A 16615-nucleotide genomic window follows, 5' to 3' on the forward strand; every position below is an offset into this window, starting at 1 on the left:
AGGGCAGCGTTCACGGCTGCCCCTGCATACATCATTATAGCTCTTTTTGTCCTGTCTTTGTTGTTGATTGTGTGGAAGCATCCTCATTACTGGTTTTACTGCCCCCTGTAAAAGAAGCTTTATCCTTCTTGGTAGACGATGCACTGTCTGGCTGTTTCGTTTCATTCTGATCCTTATTTTGTTCCTGTGTTTGTGCGGGTGGATTATTAAATATATCCTGCACATACGTTTTCAGTTCTTCCGGATCGCGGACAGTAAGAACTGCCGCGCCGCCCACATTCTCTTCTCCGAGCATCTTCATCGGTGGAACCTGTTCGCTGCCTGCAAAGTTGCTTTGGTACCCCACATTTGCCAGCTTCCACATATCGTTAACACTGAGATTCGTGTCAATGAACGGGTTAACCTGCTCTAAAATATTTGGCAAGTTAGCGATGGAAGTCGTGGTCTGCATTTTCTGGGCTATTGCCTCCAAAAATGCGCGTTGCCGTCCTGATCGGGAGAAGTCGGACATTGCATCGTGGCGGAACCGCACATATTGAAGCGCCGTGTTGCCATCTAGATGCTGCATGCCCTTTTTCAAATCAATATCGTACTGATGTTTATCCGCATTACTTGTATAATGCATATCCTTTTCCACTTCAAAATCAATCCCGCCTACGGCATCCACCAGTTTGATAAAGCCCTGGAAATCCGTGTACACATAATATTGCACCGGGATGCCTAACAGATCGCCAGCCGTCTTCATGGCTGTGTTGGGTCCGTGAGTAATGGCGGTGTTAATTCGATTTTTTCCATAGCCGGGAATATCCACGTACGTATCACGCAAAATAGAGAACAGGTGGATTTTTTTCTTAACGGGGTCCAGCGATACGACCATCATACTGTCTGATCGGGGAACTTCCCCTTTCTGGATACCGCGCCCATCGACACCCATCAGCAAAATGTTAACCATATCGGTACCTTCCCACTTGGGCGGTTCTGGCGTACGAACCTGATCGACCTGCTTTACATTTTTGAAGGGGGAGTTAGCGCCTTCTTTATGCAGATTATCCAGCTGATTATAAATGGATGTAAAATAGTACACGGCAAAGCCGACAATCGCGACGATTACCACGGCTAGAACCGACCATATCGTCCTTTTGGTTCTGCTTGTCATGGATGCTCTCCCTTTCGCTTTTCAGTTCATTACATTATAATTTCTTTTTGGAGCACAATCAATTTAACTATGGATTTTACAAATCCTGATTGAGAGGTATAACATGCTGGCAATTGATGTGCAGGATCTGCGCAAAACATTTAAGGTTCAAAAAAATCGCGAGGGCTTAAAAGGTGCCTTCCTTGATTTATTCGCCCGCGAATACAACGAGGTAGCCGCGGTCAAAGATATATCCTTCCGTATTCCGCAAGGAGAAATATGCGGTTATATCGGTGAGAACGGCGCCGGAAAGTCCACCACGATTAAGATGCTGACAGGCATTCTCGTGCCGACATCGGGACATCTCAAGGTGGGCGGTTATGTCCCCTATGAGGAACGCGAGAAATTTGTAGGCAACATTGGTGTTGTTTTCGGTCAGCGCAGCCAGCTTTGGTGGGACATCGGTGTGATCGAGTCTTTTCAACTACTGCGGAAAGTATATCAGGTTCCGGCCACGGACTTCAAACGTAGGCTGGATGAGCTGGTAGAGAGACTGCAATTGCAGGATCTGCTAAGCCGCCCGGTACGCAAGCTTAGTCTCGGGCAACGGATGCGCTGTGAGTTAGTAGCAGCCTTGCTGCACAATCCGTCCATTGTTTTTCTGGACGAGCCGACCATTGGCCTCGATATTATGGTAAAGTCCGAAATCCGCGAGTTTCTAAAGGACATGAACCGGGATTATGGTACGACTATTTTGCTGACAACCCATGATTTGCAGGATATTGAAGCGCTGTGCTCGCGCGTCATTATGCTGGATGATGGGAATATCATCTATGATGGTGGTCTGGAGGATCTGAAGGCACGTTGGGGTACAGGTCGAGAAGTACGGTTTCAGTTCGGCACACCGACCCAACTGGAGCAATTACAGGCATGGACTGCTGATATGCCACTGGCTTGGACGGCGGATAACGATTTGGCTGCCAAGGTATGGATTCCTCTTCATATTAATGTATCGGATGTTCTCGCTTGCGTAGTCGGTCGCACGGATATTACGGATATCAAAATCATTGAAACCAACACGGATGATATCGTCCGCAGTATCTATCAGTCTGGTTCGGCTGAACGCCAGGGCAATCCGATAGTGGAGGCCAAAGTTCATGCTTAGCGTATACACCGATTTTATTCGTATCCGATTTCTCACGATGCTTGCGTATCGTGTGAACTATTATTCAGGAATCCTTATTTATTGCATGAATATTGGCGTATATTATTTCACATACAAAGCGATATATGGCGATGCGGGTAGCATTGGAGGTTTTACCGCTGCTCAGATGACGACGTATGTAGCAGTATCGTGGATGGCGAGAGCCTTTTATTTTAACAATCTGGATCGTGAAATCTCGACGGATATACGTGATGGAAGCATTGCAATTCAGATGATCCGACCTTATAACTATGTACTTGTTAAATTTATGCAAGGACTCGGCGAGGGAATGTTCCGTTTTCTGCTGTTTATGATTCCAGGCATGGCGATTGCGATGCTGCTATTTCCGGTAAAGCTTCCCACGGATCCGGTAGCCTGGGTTGGTTTTCTGGTCATGCTGTTTTTTAGCTTTATGATCAACACTCAGATCAATATTATTACGGGGTTAACGGCCTTTTTTATCGAAAATAATGAGGGCATGATGCGTATGAAGCGCGTAGTTGTAGATCTGTTTTCTGGGTTGATTTTGCCAATCAGTTTGTTTCCAGGCTGGCTGGCGACGATCGCCCAATGGATGCCGTTTCAGGCGATTACCTATTTGCCGGGCTCTGTATTTACGGGACGTGTAAAAGGCGTTGGCATCTGGAATGTACTGGGTATCCAAATCATTTGGCTGGTCGTTCTGCTCGTGCCGATGATTATCATTTGGCGACTGGCGCGCAGACGTCTGTTCGTGCAGGGAGGGTAAGCCGATGATGTACTATTTGAGTCTCATTAGCGAATATTTAAAAAATTACATGAAGTCACGGCTCACCTATCGAGCCGACTTTTGGGTAGAAGTGATTTCAGACCTGCTGTTTCAGGCCACAAATCTTATTTTTATCCTGGTTATTTTTATGCATACAGACAGTTTGGGCGGCTGGAGTGAAAATGAAGTCGTGTTCGTTTATGGATTTTTTATGGTTCCATACGGACTATTCAGTTGTTTTGTAAATCTTTGGAACTTTAGCGAACGTTATATTGTGAAAGGTGAGCTCGATCGGGTAATGACTCGTCCTGCATATAATCTGTTCCAGATTTTCCTTGAAAATGTGGACCCGCCAGCGCTGGTGGGTTCTGTGATTGGCCTGATTATCATGGGGATCAGCGGGGCACAGATGGACTTGGCTATGGAGTGGTGGTTCGTACCGGCGCTGATCATTTTGAGCCTAAGTGCCGTGGCGATCTATACGGGCATCTACACCATATTGACATCCCTTTCGTTTTTTTCGGATGCGCCGACAGGAATTATCCCGCTCATGTACAATATTCAGGGCTACGGACGTTATCCAGTGACGATCTATAACCGTGCTATTCAGGTTGTACTAACTTGGATACTGCCTTTTGCTTTTGTTGGTGTATATCCAGCCTCCCTGTTCCTTCACCGAGAGGATATGCGCCATATGGCCCTGTTAACTCCTGTGATGGGAATTGTCTTTCTGACTTTGGGTTTACTGGCATGGAACTGGGGAGTTCGCCGTTACAGAGGGGCAGGCTCATAGGGCGGATCACATAAGAACTCCCACAAGATAGGAGATGATGAGATGTCCACGACATCTACCATTATTGGACAAGAGGCACCGGATTTTGAATTGCCTGGGAGTGAGGGAAAGCATGTTAAGCTGTCTGATTATCGAGGCAGTAGGGTATTGTTGTATTTCTATCCCAAGGATTTGACCTCTAGTTGCTCGACTCAGGCTTGTGATTTTCGGGATAAACATACGGAGTTTGAAGGCTTGAACACGGTGATTCTGGGGGTAAGCCCTGATCCACTCAAGCAGCATGACAAGTTTATTGCAAAGTACGGACTCCCTTTTCAGTTGTTATCTGATGAAGAGCATCAGGTGGCTGAGACGTATGGTGTATGGCAGCAAAAACAGATGTACGGCAAGCAGTACATGGGTATTGTTCGGTCTACGTTCCTTATTGATGAAAATGGAATTTTAGTTCATGAATGGCGTGGTTTAAGAGTAAAAGGACATATTGATGCTGCGCTGGCATACATTCAGGATATGGCGTAAGTGAAGAACCAAAGAAAACCTTTTGAAACCGGATCGTGCTTTCAGGCGTGTCGGTTTCAAAAGGTTTTTTTTAATTTTTAGATATATTTTGCCGCTGCTTCCACTTTTGCTTGCAGAGATAAACACCCCATAATAGAAGCGGAATGATCAAGCCGTTACCACAGAAAATGAATACATATACAGATAACAGCATCTCACTAACGCGACTAAAAGCCTCTATTCCCGATAGTACAGTAAACACCAGTAATATCCATTTCCTCCAAACTACCTGAGTTACCAGCAATCAATACTTGATCCTTTAAATAGTCGAATGGTTCCGCGCCCTCTGGTACATGATGTTCGTTTTCCCGCATTAATGAACGCAGAACGGAATCATGGAGTAATTGAGTGTTAATCAGACCATTGATATAAAACAAAGCCGCTGGCCATTTTTGCATCCATAATAGCTCTTTAATGATTAAATCTCCGCTGTTTCCAAAGGAGCTTTCAATATGGTTTACATTATCCCTCAAGTTAGAGGACACATGAGTAACTGGACAACTTTTATTCTGATTTGGCATACGTAAAATCCTCCGATATTGGAGTTTCTTGGCTTAGTATGCTCTGAATATATGGATTTATGCCTTGACGGTTGTATAGTAAACTTATAAATTAGACAAATAACTAATTAGATTTATATATAATAAAAGAATTCTATCGATATGGAGCTGTTTAAAATGTTAGACAGGCAATACAGGAAGTTATTTGCCGCAGGCATCATTAACGGAATTGGAGACCGTTTCTGTCAGATCGCTTTGTTGGCTTTGATTTATCGGCTTACTAGTTCAGGATTCAGCGTAGGTATCATGCTGGGATTGCGAGTGATTCCTTTTTTAGTCCTGTCACCTGCGGCGGGTGTGCTTATTACCCGCATATCCCGGCGTAAACTTATGATGACCACGGATCTATTCAGAGGCTTGGTAGCCCTTGGTTTTTTAAGTGTTCATAGTCCTGAGGATATATGGATCATTTATGGGGTTAGTACCCTTCTAGCTTGCGGAGAAGCGGTGTATGCTCCTGCTCGTAAATCATCCATCCCGCTGCTTGTTCGTCCGTCGGAGTTATTGAAAGTGAACAGTCTTGAGCAAGTGATGAGTGGGCTGGTGCTGGTCGTTGGTGCTGCTGCCGGAGGCATCATATCTGCTCTCTTTGGACCACAAGCCGCATTTATACTGAACGCAGCAAGTTTTTTTGCCGCAGGTCTGATCGTTCGCAATATTGCATTCCCACCTGTCATGAAGGAGAAAATAAACAGGGAGGATTCCTGTGTTAAACCACATAAAAGCCCTTCGTTGTTAGATCATCCAAACCGGAGCAGATCGCGAATGTTGGACTGTATTCGTGCATCCGTTCCTCTCCAAGTCGTTGTTGCATTTGAGTTGCTGGTTCCCATGCTCAATGGCATTGATAATGTTCTGATCAGTGTATATGCAGTGCAGGAATTCAGGCTGGGCGATGCCGGGATCGGATTGTTTTACGCCGCTTTGGGCGCGGGTCTGGTTGCCAGCTATGCAATAGGGCGTTTATTCAGTCGTTCTTTGTTGAAGGGAGGACTGGTGTGCCTTTTGTTGGAAGGGATTTTACTTATGGGATTAAGCGGTATTTATCACGTATGGGCGGCGGTTGCCATTTACTTCTTAATTTCGTTGGCTGGCGGGGTGGGGGCGATTTGTCTGGATACATTATTAATGCAGGAGACCCCATTGTATTTACAGGGTCCATTGTTGGGCATGCTGACGGCGTGGAGCCAAGGTATCATCGGACTGTCTATGTTTGGAGCAGGGGTGGCGATTGAAATGATGGAGCCGCGTATGTTGGGCTTGGGTGGAGGCGCGGGGTTTGTTGTGATATCTATCGTGATTTCAATGTATTATGCAAGGACTCGTAACCGTAAGGCAGCAGGAGTTTGACTACTTCAAGTCATCCTTGTTGCTGGTTTTCACTGATTTTTCGGATTTGCGTAGCGAGCTAAACAGGAAGCTTCTCCACCGGTAAATAATATACAGCAGGATCATGAACCCAACGGCTCCCGCAATTCGCAGTGCATACAGCTCTACCAAATGGAAAATGACATCCCATTGGGGACCAAACAGCTTGCCGATGCTTAGAAAGAGGATGACCCAGAATAAAGCGCCGCTGTAAGCATACAAGACAAACTTACGGAAAGAAAGAGCAATAATTCCGGCAAAATAACCGGTAAAATGCCTGACACCGGGAATGAAATATCCAAGGAAAATAAGCCAGTATCCATATCGTTGAAACCATTTTTGTGTTTTCTGAAGCTTGTCCGGCGATAACAAAACCCATTTACCATATTTCTGAATAAAGGGGAGTCCAGCCCACTTTCCGATAAAGTAGGTAATAGTCATACCGATGGTTGTGCCCAAGAAAGCTAGCAGCACCAGTTTACTGAAATCCAGGGTGCCGGCATAGGAAAGATATCCCGCATAAGCCATTGTGGTTTCCCCGGGAAAAGGTAAAGCAATAAACTCAAGCAGCAAGCCGAAAAAAAGGACGCCGTAGCCGTATTCTTCGAACAATTGCGCGATCCACTTCAGCACATCCATCGTTTACACTCCTACGAACAGATTGAGTATTTTAGAATCAATTCATTTTAACAATCTTTTCATGCCCACTCAACTCCGGTTGATTTCTTGACGTCTTGTTTTATCGTTGCGTATAATGAAACGAACAATTGAGGGAGGCACGGTAATGAATAAGCCTAATGAAATCGTTGTAGTTCTCGATTTTGGAGGACAATACAACCAGTTAATCGCAAGAAGAATTCGGGATCTCGGTGTATATAGCGAGCTCCTTCCATACAATACGCCTGCGGAGAAGCTGAGAGAGCTGGCGCCAAAAGGGATTGTTTTCTCAGGCGGACCTTCCAGCGTATATACAGACAATGCTCCTCAGGTGGATCGGGCAATTTATGATCTTGGCATCCCTATCTTTGGTATTTGTTATGGCATGCAACTGATGGCTCACCAACTGGATGGTAAGGTAGAACGTGCGGGCAAGCGTGAGTATGGCAAAGCAGACGTGCAATTCAATCAGGATGCCCGCTTGGCTAAAGGACTGGATTCTCGTCAAACCGTATGGATGAGCCATGGGGATCACGTTACAGATCTGCCAACCGGATTTACACTAGATGCAGGAACAGAGAGTGCGCCGATTGCCGCGATGAGTAACCTGGAGCGGAATCTGTATGCGGTGCAATTCCATCCAGAGGTACGTCATTCCGTTCAAGGTAACGAGATGATCAGCAACTTCCTTTATGAAGTGTGCGGTTGTGAAGGCAACTGGACCATGGAATCGTTCATTGAAGATCAAATTCGTGAGATTCGTCAACAGGTTGGCGACAAGAAAGTATTGTGTGCCTTAAGCGGTGGCGTGGATTCTTCCGTTGTAGCGATGCTTATTCACAAAGCGATCGGTGACCAACTGACGTGTATGTTCATTGACCATGGATTGCTGCGCAAAGGTGAAGCCGAAAGTGTAATGGAGACGTTCGTTGGTAAATTTGATATGAAAGTTGTCAAAATTGACGCACGTGAGCGCTTCTTGTCCAAGCTGGCAGGAGTTGATGATCCGGAACAAAAACGTAAAATCATCGGTAACGAGTTTATCTATGTGTTCGAGGAAGAATCTTCTCAATTCGACGATTTTACTTTCCTGGCACAAGGTACACTGTATACGGATATTGTAGAGAGCGGAACAGCAACGGCACAGACCATTAAATCCCATCATAATGTGGGTGGTTTGCCGGAGAACATGAAGTTCAAGCTGATCGAGCCGTTGAATGCCCTGTTCAAGGACGAAGTGCGTAAAGTCGGAGAAGAATGCGGACTGCCACCTGAGATTGTATGGCGTCAGCCGTTCCCAGGTCCGGGTCTTGCCATTCGTGTGCTGGGTGAAGTGACAGAGGACAAGCTAACGATTGTTCGTGAGTCGGATTACATTTTGCGCGAGGAGATTGCTAAAGCCGGTCTGGACCGGGAAATCTGGCAATACTTTACCGCTTTGCCGAATATGAAGAGTGTTGGCGTTATGGGCGATGCTCGTACGTATTCTTACACTGTAGGTATTCGTGCAGTAACCTCCATCGACGGTATGACCGCCGACTGGGCACGTATCCCTTGGGATGTGCTGGAGAAAATTTCGGTACGTATCGTAAACGAAGTGGATAACGTGAATCGCATCGTGTATGATATCACCTCCAAACCACCAGCAACGATTGAGTGGGAATAAACGCGGAGACTCCCGCGCCGTAACCATCAATCCTTTAAGATTTATCAATACAACATCAGGACTCCTCCGTATCGGCGAAATATCGCTATGCGGTTGGAGTCTTTTTTACGGGTGCCAGGTCGAACCTTTGCTCGGGAAAGTTTACTGTACGGCAACCTCAATCGACGGGGGTTAGCTAAAGGCGAACAGCATTGCCTCATGCGGCGGAGATATGAAGTCATTTATTGTTGCAAAACGGAATATGAAGCTGAAAAAAGGAGATATTATTCAATGGTAATGTCTCCTTTTTTTATATGGTTTTATTAGATTCAAGCTATAAATAGCTTAAATCAAGTATGAAATTAAACGTTCACTTCTTTTTCATGTCATGCTCTAATGGTGTCATGTTTTGATACTAATATATTTTATAATGTACCTAGATTAAAGTGTTGCATATCTCGTTTTATTAAACGCTGTTCTAAGGAGAATAAAGAGATGAAAAAATTATTTCTGTCGTCCTCATTTAAGGATGTTGCACCATGCTTAGTCCATTTCGCTGGGGAAAACTTAGAAGGAAAAAAAGTCACCTTCATCCCAACCGCAAGTATTCCAGAGAAAGTTAAGTTTTATGTGGATTCAGGGAAAAAAGCATTAGAGAATTTAGGATTAGTCGTGGATGAAATCGAAATCGGCACAGCAACATTGAATGAAATAGAGAGTAAAATTAGAGAAAATGACTATATTTATATTACCGGAGGCAACACATTTTATTTACTTCAAGAGTTAAGAAGAACCGGGGCTGACAAAATCATTGCTGATGAAGTTAATGCAGGGAAGTTATATATAGGCGAATCGGCAGGTTCGATGATTTTATCACCGAAAATCGAATATGCCCGACTTATGGACAATGTGGAGGAGGCGCCTGCTTTGGATTCCTTTATTGCGCTCGGGATAATTGAATTCTATCCAGTCCCCCACCATACGAACATCCCGTTTAAAAAAGCGGTGGAGAGCATCATTGAGGAATATGGCAGCCAATTAAATTTATATCCAATCAGCAACGCGGAAGTTATTTTGGTTGAAAATGACAGTATAAAGGTCGAGAATGCATGATTTTAAAAGATCAAGAACCTTTAACTCCACATCTATCGTGGTGTTAAAGGTTCTTTTTTATAATTCTACCTTACCATACGATCCTTTTCCCAGTTGCAGCTGATTCCTCAATGCGGTCCAGTAGCTGATGCAGCTTTAAGGCATGGTTGAAATCGGGAGCGAGACGGGTGTGTGTCAAAATATCCTCGGCAAAAACATAATGAGCCTTGGCTACATTCAGGGTTACCCCTTCTTTTGGGAAATCTAGGCTTATATTAGGCTCTCTAGTTATACGTATTTGTTCAAAAGCGCCATTAGGACCATGACTCTGCGTACTGCTTGGATCGTACACAAGTTTTTCGAGCGTTAGATTCCCGAATTGAACATGCCCAAGCGAAGGATTCTGTGACAAACGCAAAATGCCCTTTTTCCCTTGAATCTCTATCTCAAACTTAGAACTCACTCCACCTTGAATGTGAACGGATACCGGTGCTCCTTTTTCTAATAGTCCGTGAATCAGAATCTGATCGGCTGTATCCTTGGAAATGGCTTCACCCGTTTCCTGAATAGTGGCTTCGTGATAACGTGATGATGTAATGGCCGATAGCTCGCGTAATTCGCCAACGATGTATTGCAACGCATCCAGGGAATGCCCACCATTAATCGTGAGCAGATTAGCCCCATTGGCTCTTTTTAGCAAATAAGCAGTGTCCTGATTTACTTGTCCTCCTTTGCCGGGAGTAGCTACTTGCATATGACAGGATATAATTTCACCAATCTCTCCGCCCTCCACGAGCTTTTTCATCGTTTGCACTTCAAGATCCTGCCGTGCCTGCAAGCCTACGGTATGATGAATACCTGCCAGTTCCGCCGCTTTGGCCATTTCAGCAGCTTCCGCAGTGTTTGCCCCCAAGGGCCATTCACAAAAAATATGCTTTCTCTCTTGAATTGCCGCCATCACCGCCTCGTAATGATGGGGAACTTTTACGCTCACCACGACCATGTCCACATCCTCGGAAGCTGCGAGCTTTTTGGAATCATCAAAAGCTAGTGCCGCACCTACTTCTTCTGCGCTTTGTCGCGCACTCTCCATACGAGAGGTACCGACGGCAGTGATATCCAGGTTCGAGTGCTTGAGCAAAGCCGGAATATGCGTTTGACTGGCCCATTTATTATTCATCGAACCTCCTACGATACCTACACGAATCTTCTTTTTGATCATGTTGCCATACCTCCTGATTTTTAAAATGAGGGTGGAAAATAGCATCCAAGGCCAATATAATACACTTAACTCATAAATAATAATGCTTGTTTATGATACAGGTATCATTTTATTTGATGGGAGGTGAAGGGATGGATATTGAAAATATGCAGGCATTTGTTTCGGTGGCAGAGCTGAGAAGCCTGACAGAAGCAGCACAAAAGTTGAATCACCTGCAATCGAATATGACGGCCAAAATAAAGAAGCTGGAGGCCCATTACGGCACAGCGTTATTTTACCGAAAGCCCCGTGGTATGGAGCTGACACCCGCAGGAGAAACCTTGTATGCTCAGTTCAAGCAAATGTTGTTGCTATGGCAAGACACGGAGATGAAAATGAGACCGCAGGAGGAAAAGCTGCGCATCGGTACCATGCAGTCCATCGTGGCGGGCGAAACAACGAGGGCGCTCACGAAGGTATATGAGCTGTATCCGCAGGCTTCGGTTACATTAAAAACCGGAACCACGACGGAAATGGAGCGATTGATCCTTGACGGCGAACTCGATATTGCTTTTGTTACAGGGTATCCCGCCAACCCGTATATTCATTATCAAAAAATATGCCGTGAAGAACTGGTGCTGGTGGGGAAAGGCATACATGAAGGCTCGGATCTCAAACAGGTACTCCAAGGAGCGTCTATTATCATATTGTCGGATGGCTGCCTGTATCTCACGTATTTAGAGAAGATGTATCAGGACATGCAATTGACCCATGGCGAGGTGGTGGAGGTCGGTGTGTTTGATACGATGGTGCAATTTTCCTTGATGGGAATGGGAATCACCCTCATGTCCAAAAAGCTGGCGCGGCAATTTAAAGTAACATCCTATTTGCCCGCTCCCCCAACCTTCGGCTACATGGATACATATTTAATAACCCGGTCAAATCACGAAATGACAGCGATTGAACATAAATTTATCGAAATCAACAATACGATCTAATAGATAGGAGAGATATCGAATGACAATCAATCAAGGCAAATACCAAGGCAGCCATGCTGTATTTCTGGGCGATAGCATTACGTTTGGATATGAATTGCGTGATGGAGAAAAGCCTTACCCCCACCTTGTGAGCGACGCACTGGGATTCCTAACCTTTGAGAATCACGGCATATCCGGCAGCAGTGCAGCCAGCGGCGGTTTTGAACCGATGTGTGAGCGTTATGAGAAAATGAACCCTCATGCAGACGTGATCTTTTTTATGGGGGGAAGAAACGATTTTTCGATGGGAGAAATACCGTTCGGTAGCTTGGATACGCCATCGACAGAAACGCGTACGTTTTATGGTGCGCTCAAGCATATTGCCGAAGGACTAATTAACCGTTACCCGGACAAGCTGATCGTCTTTTTGACTCCGCCTCACGGATCAAGTGATACGGTTCCTGAGCATCTGCCTAATGCCATTACTGGTCAAGTCTATAGCGCGTATGCACAGGCCGTGAGAGAAGTGGCCTCACTTTATTCTTTCCCGTGCTGCGATCTGTGGAATATCGCCGGAATTCAACCACTATTGCCTGTACATAAACAGATGTACTTTACAGGGGAAAATGGTGTTCCTGACGGCCTGCACCCGAATCAGGCAGGCCACGAGCGGATGGCGGCCCGTATTATCGGATTTATGAATACACTGTAATTTGGACCATTTCATCGTTTTATCCAATGACCCTACTAACTACAAATTCTAGATTGCTCAGGCTTATTCGTTTAGCTTGAGCATTTTTTTGTGATTGTAGGATTTGTATATATAGACTTGTCTCAGGGCTTGTTTATTTTTAGAGGGGGTGTATAATACTTGATATATCAATTGATAGGTCAAGTATTAGGAGGAGGGTTTGTCATCGAACATTGCTCTGAAAAAAGCCAGTTGTTTTATCGCATGCATCTTTTGTGTAAAGAAATGAATAACGCCTTTGAAGCACAGTTAAAAACCAGCTTTACCAAGGTTGAAATTTTGTATCATATTGATCATCGTCAGGAACTAAGTCAGCTGGAACTCCAACACCTGCTCGTTCTGGATGGTGCAGCAGTAACCCGACATCTGAGAAGGCTGGAAGAGGAAGGTCTGATTTTACGTAGTAAAAAAGAGCAGGATAAGCGTGTGACCTATATATGTTTGACCGAATTAGGGGTTCAAGAGCTGCAAGTTTTGTCAGAGCAAAGACAAGCCTTTCAGGAAAAGCTGCTCTGTAAGTTTACAGATGAGGAAATTGTGGCTTTGACAGATGTGCTACAGCGTATGTCTAGCAATGTAAAGAATATGTAAATGTGCGAGGAGGAAATGAATATGAAAGCCATCGTTATAGATCAGTATGGAAGCAAGGATGAATTGAAAGAAAGAGAAGTGGCTACTCCTACACCACAGGCTCATCAGGTTGTAGTCAAAGTGGCGGCTACCTCCATCAATCCAATTGACTGGAAGCTGCGTGAAGGTTACTTAAAACAAATGATGGATTGGGAGTTCCCGATTATTTTAGGCTGGGATGTAGCCGGCACTATTTCGGAAGTAGGCAGCGAGGTCACCGATTGGAAAGTGGGAGATGAAGTGTTTGCACGCCCGGACACCACACGGTTCGGTACTTATGCCGAGTATACCTTGGTGGATGATCACTTGCTGGCACGTAAACCTGCCTCAACTTCTTGGGAAGAAGCCGCTTCTGTACCTTTGGCGGGGTTGACTGCTTGGCAGGCGCTCTTTACACATGGTCAACTGACCAAAGGGGAGAAAGTATTAATCCACGCAGGTGCAGGTGGCGTAGGCATGTTTGCTATCCAGTTTGCCAAACAGGCCGGAGCCTATGTCATTACTACAGCCAGTGAGCGTAATCATGAATTGCTTGCTTCATTGGGAGCCGACCAAATCATTGACTATCGTACAACTCGTTTTGAGGAAGTTTTATCTGATGTGGACGTGGTGTTCGATACGATGGGTGGGGATGTTCAGAAGAATAGCTTTAAGGTAATGAAAAGGGATACCGGACGGATCATATCCATTGTCAGCAATTTTGACGAAGAGCTGGTGAAGGAGTACAACGTAACGGCCAAAAATATATGGCTGGAGCCCAACGGACAGCAACTACAGGAAATTGCCGATCTGTTGGAGCAAAAGAAAGTAAGATCGGTAGTAGGAGCTACGTTTCCTTTTTCACAAAAAGGTTTGTATGACGCACACGCTTTAAGCGAAACTCACCACGCTGTCGGTAAAATTGCAATAACCTTCTCATAAGGACGCATACACATATACAGCACGAAAGGAATTGCACACGATGAAGATTTTAGAAGAATATTTTCACTACTATGATTTAGCAAAAGATGACGAGAAGAGTAGAGAACGATTAATTAGCCTTTTTTCTGAGAAGATTGAGTTTGTATTGAATGGTGATCGAAAACAAGGTATGGACAGTTGGAAAAGCTTCTTGAATATGTTCTTTGAGGGATCGCTCGAAATCAAGCATATGTATGAAGGTTGGAAACCTGTACCCAGAGAACCTGATACCTATCAAACCAAATGGGCAGTGTGTGGTAAAAAAGCAACAGGCGAAGTTTATACACTTACTGGAGTGGACAAGGCCCGGCTGGATGCGGAAGGTAAGATCGTTTATCTGGAAAATATACCAGACACAGCGAATGCCTTTGATAAGTACAAAAATCTCTGATTCCTCTAAATCATAACCCGTCAGCTGCATAATAGCTTGCGGGTTTTCTGTTTTCCGAACAATACATATGTGTTCAATTTGTAACATTCGCTTTTTCTGTTGACAAGCAGTAGGTGAGAGCCTAAAATAACGAATGTAATAATATAGCGCATATGAATGCGAATATTACTTCAAACGAACGATAACAATACGAGTATGCTTTGCGTAGGAGGAATTACGACTCATGGAGCGTTTCTTTAAATTAAAGGAACATGGCACGAACGTCCGCACAGAGATTATTGCGGGGATTACTACTTTTATGACCATGGCTTATATTCTGGTGGTCAACAATACTTTTTTAGGTCCGACTGGAGCAGGTATGCCCAGTGAAGCTGTCTTTTTTGCGACGGCGGTAGGTGCAGGTTTGGTTACCATACTGATGGGTTTATTCGTTAATGTGCCGATCGGCATGGCGCCGGGTATGGGCTTGAATGCTTATTTTATGACTGTAGTCCTGAGTTCGAATGGCATGATTACTTGGCAAGCGGCACTTGGCGCTGTATTTATATCCGGTATCGTCTTTCTGATTTTAACCGTGACACGAGTAAGACAGATGCTGCTTGTTGCGGTTCCGGAAAATTTAAAGACAGCCATTACAGTGGGTATCGGCTTGTTTATTACGATTGTCGGCTTCAAGCTTTGTAATCTGGTTATGGTGAGCATCGTTCCAGGGACAGATGTTGGTCAGCCGGTTCCGGGTCATGCTTTTAATTTGATTCTGGGAAGTCTGGTACATCAAAAGGATGCACTGCTGGCGCTAATCGGATTGCTTATTATCGCAGCACTGATGGTCGTTCGGGTCAAAGGTGCATTGCTGATTGGGATCGTAGCTACTACATTAATCGGTATTCCGATGGGAGTAACAAATCTGAGTAGCTTGACAACAGGCAACTGGATTCCTGATTTCAGTAATTTGGCTGTAGGTCAGTTAGACTTGAAAGCAGCTTTGCATATTGGTCTGTTTGATATCATTTTCATTTTCACATTTGTAGAGTTGTTTGATACGTTCGGTACCTTGGTAGGTACAGCTACACGCGCGGGTATAATGAAAGATAAGAAAAAAGGCGAGAAAATTATCGGTAAAGCGATGCTGGTGGATGCTGTTGGCGTAAGTACCGGCGCAGTATTGGGTACAAGTACGATTACAGCATTCGTAGAAAGCTCCGCAGGGGTAGAAGAAGGCGGACGTACCGGACTGACTGCTGTAACGACAGGTGTTCTGTTCTTGTTGGCCCTGTTTATTGCACCATTGGCTCTGGTTGTGCCTTCTGCCGCTACTGCTCCAGCTCTGATTATCGTTGGGGTCCTAATGATGAGTCAGGTTCGCAACATCGACTGGGATAACTTCCTGTTGGCATTTCCTGCATTTTTGACCATCGTGCTAATGCCTTTCACAGGTGGAATCGCGAATGGTATCTCTGCTGGTATTCTGTCTTACGTTGTGCTGGCTGTGTTCAGTAATCTGTTTACCAGCAATAAAGTTAAAATTCACTGGCTCATGTGGGTGCTTGCTATTATTGTAGTGATCCGCTTTGCCTTTATGGGCTCCGAATAATCAGTAGATATAGAACACAGAACCTCTTTCCTGTTGCTTAAGGGAAGAGGTTCTTTTTTTGTAGTTAGACGCAGATAGATACAAAGAAGCTATTATATAGAAGGAAAACGAATAATAAATAAAGCATTGTGAAATCTTATCTAATAAATGCTTGCAATAGGGATATGCATATGGTATATTCTAATTCCGGCCAAGAAATACAATGTTGCGAGCGAGTGTTACAAAAAAAGATTTCAAAAAAATGCTTGCAAAGTTGGTTCGGACATGATATGATATAAGAGTTGATGAAGTGACAAGCTAAATCAACGAAAAAGAATGTTTGATCTTTGAAAACTGAACAACGAGTGAGTA

At 44.6% G+C, this 16615-nt stretch carries 17 protein-coding genes; 13 read left to right on the forward strand and 4 right to left on the reverse strand.

The features are described 5' to 3' along the window. Positions 1-34: 34 nt before the first annotated feature. Entirely contained in the window at positions 35-1156 is a 1122-nt protein-coding gene (locus tag MKY24_RS04020; protein ID WP_023987022.1) for an LCP family protein, read from the reverse strand. A gap of 103 nt (positions 1157-1259) precedes the next feature. Between MKY24_RS04020 and MKY24_RS04025 the strand changes: the two genes are divergently transcribed. The 4 genes from MKY24_RS04025 to bcp are packed head-to-tail and all read left to right on the forward strand — an operon-like array spanning position 1260 to position 4399. After that, complete coding sequence (locus tag MKY24_RS04025; RefSeq protein WP_075153730.1) at positions 1260-2300, forward strand: ATP-binding cassette domain-containing protein; 1041 nt, start codon at positions 1260-1262, stop codon at positions 2298-2300. Continuing rightward, entirely contained in the window at positions 2293-3087 is a 795-nt protein-coding gene (locus MKY24_RS04030; protein WP_053324641.1) for an ABC-2 family transporter protein, read from the forward strand. The genes MKY24_RS04025 and MKY24_RS04030 overlap by 8 nt, the downstream gene beginning before the upstream one ends. Positions 3088-3091: 4 nt before the next feature. Next, entirely contained in the window at positions 3092-3880 is a 789-nt protein-coding gene (locus tag MKY24_RS04035; protein WP_339201444.1) for an ABC-2 family transporter protein, read from the forward strand. Between the two features lie 42 nt (positions 3881-3922). Beyond that, a complete protein-coding gene (gene bcp / locus MKY24_RS04040) occupies positions 3923-4399 on the forward strand; it encodes a thioredoxin-dependent thiol peroxidase (RefSeq protein ID WP_076295350.1) in 477 nt (158 codons plus the stop codon). 206 nt (positions 4400-4605) lie between these two features. Here the strand turns inward: bcp and MKY24_RS04045 are convergent, their stop codons facing one another. Next, positions 4606-4959 carry a spore germination protein gene (locus tag MKY24_RS04045; protein WP_068939403.1) on the reverse strand — a complete coding sequence of 118 codons (354 nt, stop codon included), beginning with the start codon at positions 4957-4959 and terminating at the stop codon, positions 4606-4608. Positions 4960-5115: 156 nt separating this feature from the next. On the opposite strand from MKY24_RS04045, the gene MKY24_RS04050 reads away from it, so the two are divergent. Beyond that, positions 5116-6348, forward strand: coding sequence for an MFS transporter (locus tag MKY24_RS04050; RefSeq protein WP_339201446.1), 1233 nt, complete (start codon positions 5116-5118; stop codon positions 6346-6348). On the opposite strand, the gene MKY24_RS04055 is transcribed toward MKY24_RS04050, so the two are convergent. Continuing rightward, positions 6349-7005: a DedA family protein gene (locus MKY24_RS04055; RefSeq protein WP_339201447.1), complete on the reverse strand. Its 657-nt coding sequence runs from the start codon at positions 7003-7005 to the stop codon at positions 6349-6351. A 145-nt stretch (positions 7006-7150) separates the two neighbouring features. On the opposite strand from MKY24_RS04055, the gene guaA reads away from it, so the two are divergent. Next, a complete protein-coding gene (guaA, locus tag MKY24_RS04060) occupies positions 7151-8689 on the forward strand; it encodes a glutamine-hydrolyzing GMP synthase (protein ID WP_023987031.1) in 1539 nt (512 codons plus the stop codon). A gap of 474 nt (positions 8690-9163) precedes the next feature. Continuing rightward, complete coding sequence (locus tag MKY24_RS04065) at positions 9164-9781, forward strand: Type 1 glutamine amidotransferase-like domain-containing protein (protein ID WP_339201449.1); 618 nt, start codon at positions 9164-9166, stop codon at positions 9779-9781. Positions 9782-9851: 70 nt separating this feature from the next. On the opposite strand, the gene MKY24_RS04070 is transcribed toward MKY24_RS04065, so the two are convergent. Beyond that, positions 9852-10982 (reverse strand): Gfo/Idh/MocA family oxidoreductase, encoded by a 1131-nt coding sequence (locus tag MKY24_RS04070; protein ID WP_339201450.1) that lies wholly within the window; start codon positions 10980-10982, stop codon positions 9852-9854. Between the two features lie 131 nt (positions 10983-11113). Between MKY24_RS04070 and MKY24_RS04075 the strand changes: the two genes are divergently transcribed. The 6 genes from MKY24_RS04075 (at position 11114) to MKY24_RS04100 (ending at position 16264) form a co-directional block, all read left to right on the forward strand. Next, the gene (locus MKY24_RS04075) at positions 11114-11959 is read left to right on the forward strand and encodes a LysR family transcriptional regulator (protein ID WP_076265274.1); all 846 of its coding nucleotides are present in this window, start codon (positions 11114-11116) and stop codon (positions 11957-11959) included. Between the two features lie 19 nt (positions 11960-11978). Next, on the forward strand, positions 11979-12650 hold the full coding sequence (locus MKY24_RS04080; protein ID WP_339201451.1) for an SGNH/GDSL hydrolase family protein: 672 nt from the start codon (positions 11979-11981) through the stop codon (positions 12648-12650). Positions 12651-12809: 159 nt separating this feature from the next. Then, positions 12810-13280 carry a MarR family transcriptional regulator gene (locus tag MKY24_RS04085; RefSeq protein WP_023987036.1) on the forward strand — a complete coding sequence of 157 codons (471 nt, stop codon included), beginning with the start codon at positions 12810-12812 and terminating at the stop codon, positions 13278-13280. 21 nt (positions 13281-13301) lie between these two features. Then, complete coding sequence (locus tag MKY24_RS04090) at positions 13302-14240, forward strand: NADP-dependent oxidoreductase (RefSeq protein WP_023987037.1); 939 nt, start codon at positions 13302-13304, stop codon at positions 14238-14240. Positions 14241-14280: 40 nt separating this feature from the next. Beyond that, complete coding sequence (locus MKY24_RS04095) at positions 14281-14670, forward strand: nuclear transport factor 2 family protein (protein ID WP_023987038.1); 390 nt, start codon at positions 14281-14283, stop codon at positions 14668-14670. 223 nt (positions 14671-14893) lie between these two features. Continuing rightward, a complete protein-coding gene (locus MKY24_RS04100; RefSeq protein ID WP_023987039.1) occupies positions 14894-16264 on the forward strand; it encodes an NCS2 family permease in 1371 nt (456 codons plus the stop codon). Positions 16265-16615 lie beyond the last annotated feature (351 nt).

The organism is Paenibacillus sp. FSL P2-0322 (assembly GCF_037975315.1).
Classification (GTDB): domain Bacteria; phylum Bacillota; class Bacilli; order Paenibacillales; family Paenibacillaceae; genus Paenibacillus; species Paenibacillus polymyxa_B.

Excerpts from the sequence above, each read along its gene's own strand:
- MKY24_RS04075 (WP_076265274.1), top strand. The coding sequence starts at position 11,114 with ATGGATATTGAAAATATGCAGGCATTTGTTTCGGTGGCAGAGCTGAGA.
- MKY24_RS04045 (WP_068939403.1), bottom strand. The coding sequence starts at position 4,959 with ATGCCAAATCAGAATAAAAGTTGTCCAGTTACTCATGTGTCCTCTAAC.
- MKY24_RS04090 (WP_023987037.1), top strand. The coding sequence starts at position 13,302 with ATGAAAGCCATCGTTATAGATCAGTATGGAAGCAAGGATGAATTGAAA.
- MKY24_RS04035 (WP_339201444.1), top strand. The coding sequence starts at position 3,092 with ATGATGTACTATTTGAGTCTCATTAGCGAATATTTAAAAAATTACATG.
- MKY24_RS04030 (WP_053324641.1), top strand. The coding sequence starts at position 2,293 with ATGCTTAGCGTATACACCGATTTTATTCGTATCCGATTTCTCACGATG.
- MKY24_RS04065 (WP_339201449.1), top strand. The coding sequence starts at position 9,164 with ATGAAAAAATTATTTCTGTCGTCCTCATTTAAGGATGTTGCACCATGC.
- MKY24_RS04050 (WP_339201446.1), top strand. The coding sequence starts at position 5,116 with ATGTTAGACAGGCAATACAGGAAGTTATTTGCCGCAGGCATCATTAAC.
- MKY24_RS04070 (WP_339201450.1), bottom strand. The coding sequence starts at position 10,982 with ATGATCAAAAAGAAGATTCGTGTAGGTATCGTAGGAGGTTCGATGAAT.
- MKY24_RS04100 (WP_023987039.1), top strand. The coding sequence starts at position 14,894 with ATGGAGCGTTTCTTTAAATTAAAGGAACATGGCACGAACGTCCGCACA.
- MKY24_RS04020 (WP_023987022.1), bottom strand. The coding sequence starts at position 1,156 with ATGACAAGCAGAACCAAAAGGACGATATGGTCGGTTCTAGCCGTGGTA.
- bcp (WP_076295350.1), top strand. The coding sequence starts at position 3,923 with ATGTCCACGACATCTACCATTATTGGACAAGAGGCACCGGATTTTGAA.
- guaA (WP_023987031.1), top strand. The coding sequence starts at position 7,151 with ATGAATAAGCCTAATGAAATCGTTGTAGTTCTCGATTTTGGAGGACAA.
- MKY24_RS04095 (WP_023987038.1), top strand. The coding sequence starts at position 14,281 with ATGAAGATTTTAGAAGAATATTTTCACTACTATGATTTAGCAAAAGAT.
- MKY24_RS04025 (WP_075153730.1), top strand. The coding sequence starts at position 1,260 with ATGCTGGCAATTGATGTGCAGGATCTGCGCAAAACATTTAAGGTTCAA.
- MKY24_RS04055 (WP_339201447.1), bottom strand. The coding sequence starts at position 7,005 with ATGGATGTGCTGAAGTGGATCGCGCAATTGTTCGAAGAATACGGCTAC.
- MKY24_RS04080 (WP_339201451.1), top strand. The coding sequence starts at position 11,979 with ATGACAATCAATCAAGGCAAATACCAAGGCAGCCATGCTGTATTTCTG.